We start from the raw sequence: 3,055 nt of genomic DNA, 5'->3' as shown, positions 1-3,055 counted from the left end.
GAAGGCGCCGCCGGCCGGGCCCGGCGCGGCGCCGCCCTTGGGGACGAGCACGACCTGGACGGCCTGGACGGCCTTCGCAAGCCCCACCGTGCCCGCGGACGCGCCGTCCTTGGCCCAGCCGAGCCAGCCGTAGTCGGCGCAGTGCACGCGGTACCACACGTCGTAGGACGAGGCGGCCTCGCCGGAGAGCCTGAACTGGAGCGCCTCGACCGCCAGGGCGCGCCCGGTGGTGCCGGCGGCGCCCGAGGTCCAGCCCTGCCAGCCGAGGTTCGAGACGTGGGCCCTCACCTCGAGGGAGGAGGGGCCGTGCCCGTACCAGGACACGGAGCCCGAGAGGGCCTCAAGGGCGCGGCCCTGCCCGGTGGTACCGGCCACGGCGCCGCCCGAGACGGCGCCCTGCCAGCCGATGCCGGCGACGTGGGCGCGGTAGGAGACCGAGGGGGGCTCGGAGGACCTGTCGACGAAGGGCGTGGAAGTGTCGACCGGGGCGGGGTCGCCCTTGGGCAGGACCGCGACCTGGACGGCCTGGGCGGCGCGGCCGTAGCCGGCCGAGCCGGCGTCGGCGCCGTCGCACGCCCAGCCGAGCCATCCGAACTCGGCGGAGTGGACGCGGTACCAGACGGTGTAGCGACCCGACAGGTCCGCGGACAGCCTGACCCTCAGGGCCTCGACGGCGCGGGCCTGGCCGGTGGTGCCGGCGACGGCGCCGTTGCCGACGGCGGGCTGCCAGCCGATGCCGGCGACGTGGGCCTCGACGGATATCGCGTCGGCGCCGAGGGTCTCGCCGGTCGACGCGTCGGACAGGACGAGGCGCAGCGCCTCGAGGGGGAGCCCCCTGCCGGTCGTGCCGGCGACCCCGCCGCCGGCGACGGCGCCCATCCAGCCGATATTGGAGACGTGGGCCGAGTACGAGAGCGAGACGGGCGCGGCCTCCTCGGCCCGGGCGGACTCCGCCTGGCCCCCGTCGGCCTGCGGGGCCTCGGGCTTGACGGCATCGGCCCGGGCGCTGTCCTGGGCGGCGGGCTCCCCCTCGGCGGGCAGCGCCTCGCCGTCCGCGGCCCGCGCGTCCCCCGCGGCGGCGGGGGCGGCGTAGGCCGCGGACCCGCACAGGGCCAGCGCGGCCGCGATCGCGAGCGCGCAGGCGGCCCCGGAAACCCGTTTCATGGAGCGTTTCATGGAAAATCCCCCTAATCTAGCAACGGTTCAAAGTCTACTAGATTGGGGGGACGCGAGCCAAGCCGACAAAGGAAGTTAACCGGCGGCTATTCATGCCTCAATTTAGAACCGCTCGAGAATCTCCACGGCACTCTTTCGCAGATAGATAGCTAGGTCCGGCACGGCAAAACTCCTGCGCTAGTACGTTCTATCCAACTGCACCTTTTGTCTTTGTAGCAATCAAGAAGTTCCGCTCTGTCTTCATATCGCAGTCCAAATAGATAAGGCAGAATATCGTCTCGAGCCGAAACGATTAACTCCTCAAATGCATGAGTGTCGGCTAGCGAACTCATTGCAAGGGAATACTTGCAAGTGGTTTTGAGGTGCGGAAGGATATGGCTGGTTGATGCTTAGCACTTCCTACGCGACCTCAGAGAATAATCGCCGGTGGTTTAGCATCTATCCTCCGAATGCCGGATAGAAGTAATTCTGCAGCTATCGTCAATCTCAATGTATGTTGCTTCAGGAATCTGTTGCTTCAGGAATCTCGAGAAGGGACTCAAGGACTGCCTGCCTTCTTGTCTCATCGTTTATGCATCTCGTGCGGAACAATATATCTTTCAGGATTAAGCACAAATCTCGTACGCAGCTGACCACTGCCTCTGGGGTGGGTATCTTGTATTTCGAGAATACATGGATACTGTTTCTTGCTTCTCGAATGTTATCCATTCTTTCGATTAGCGCTTTGCTCGATTCGGTCTCTTCGTTTTTGTCATGGTCTACGTCGAAATTGGTCCACAATATGTTGAATCTTTCAAAAAGCCTTATTAGCTCATCGAGCATAATCCGTTCGATCTTTTCGCCTTTTTGCCTGACCTTTAGTTCTGATTCGAATGTCTCCTTCAGGCGCTTTCGCTGATCGCTGGAAAGGATTCCTTCGTCAGCAAGTTCGGTGAGCAAGTCGTTAATGCGATTCCGAATTGCTTCGAAATCCTCTTTTTTCTTATCATCCCAGATTTTCCAATTCGACTCATGAAAATCCTTTTCAAAGCATAGGAGAAAGAACTGTATAGATCCTTAAAGTATGAATCCGATATATATCGAGGCCTGAATTACCATCGTTTTCTCTGAATTGTTTACGTTGTTCCAACTGGAAAGCGTCTCGCTCAAGAGTTGTCCCATGTTAGATAATCTATCCAATGGTGATTCGAGTTCGGTGTTGTTCTCAAGACAGTGCTCAATCGCATCCCTATATTCGGCAATCTCGATTTCCAGAATTCTGGAAAGTTGCGTTGCGTTGGCATTCAAAATTGCATCAGCTCTATCCTTGGGATGAGAACCGCCGGAATCAACCATTTTTCCATTGGTAATGCTATATTTGAAAATAGATAATTCGATCGCGTCGAAAATGTTGGTGTAAGGGTGACACCCTAGCGCTCGTTTAACGAAGAACGGCCTTCGTCCTAGAATCTGAAATCACCACAACAACAGGTTCTAGGAAAGGACGAAGACCGCTATGGAAATCTTATCAGACCCGACGCCGGACATGCTCGCTATGCCCCGTTTCGACGACGGCGCCATCGATATGCAGGAGCTGCTCCGCAGGCTAGCCGAGCAGGTCGTGAACGCCGTGATGGACGCCGAGGCCGACCAGCTCTGCGGTGGCGGGGCGAACAGCCGAAACGGCTACCGCGAGAGGTCGCTCGCCACCTGCGTCGGCACGCTGACGCTGCGCATCCCCAAGCTGCGCTCCGGCAGCTTCTTCCCGGAGGACGTGCTCGAGCGCCATCGGCGCGTCGACCGCGCCCTCGTTGCCGCCGTCGCCGAGATGTACGCCACGGGCACGAGCACCCGCAAGGTGCAGAGGGTGGCCGAGAAGATGGGCGTCTCCAGGCTCTCG

The 3,055-nt window shown here is 60.3% G+C and carries 3 protein-coding genes and 1 pseudogene; 1 reads left to right on the top strand and 3 read right to left on the bottom strand.

Annotation, left to right across the window (positions count from 1 at the left end; all coding sequences use genetic code 11):
* The 3 genes and pseudogenes from ACTM82_RS08835 to ACTM82_RS08825 form a co-directional block, all read right to left on the bottom strand.
* Positions 1-1,176 (bottom strand): annotated as a pseudogene (locus tag ACTM82_RS08835) (hypothetical protein); the annotation flags it as partial.
* 501 nt (positions 1,177-1,677) lie between these two features.
* On the bottom strand, positions 1,678-2,115 hold the full coding sequence (locus ACTM82_RS08830) for a hypothetical protein (protein WP_441055861.1): 438 nt from the start codon (positions 2,113-2,115) through the stop codon (positions 1,678-1,680).
* Between the two features lie 117 nt (positions 2,116-2,232).
* Complete coding sequence (locus tag ACTM82_RS08825) at positions 2,233-2,511, bottom strand: hypothetical protein (protein ID WP_441055859.1); 279 nt, start codon at positions 2,509-2,511, stop codon at positions 2,233-2,235.
* Between the two features lie 190 nt (positions 2,512-2,701).
* On the opposite strand from ACTM82_RS08825, the gene ACTM82_RS08820 reads away from it, so the two are divergent.
* Positions 2,702-3,055 (top strand): transposase (locus ACTM82_RS08820; RefSeq protein WP_441088546.1); only part of this gene is annotated, 354 nt, incomplete at its 3' end.

Source organism: Collinsella sp. HCP3S3_E5 (assembly GCF_052067635.1).
Taxonomy (GTDB): domain Bacteria; phylum Actinomycetota; class Coriobacteriia; order Coriobacteriales; family Coriobacteriaceae; genus Collinsella.
Note: the sequence above shows the minus strand (reverse complement) of the source record. Positions and strands in the feature narration are given on the sequence as shown.

Bases quoted from the DNA above. Each gene is read 5' to 3' on its own strand.
- ACTM82_RS08825 (WP_441055859.1), bottom strand. From the start codon at position 2,511: ATGGTTGATTCCGGCGGTTCTCATCCCAAGGATAGAGCTGATGCAATT.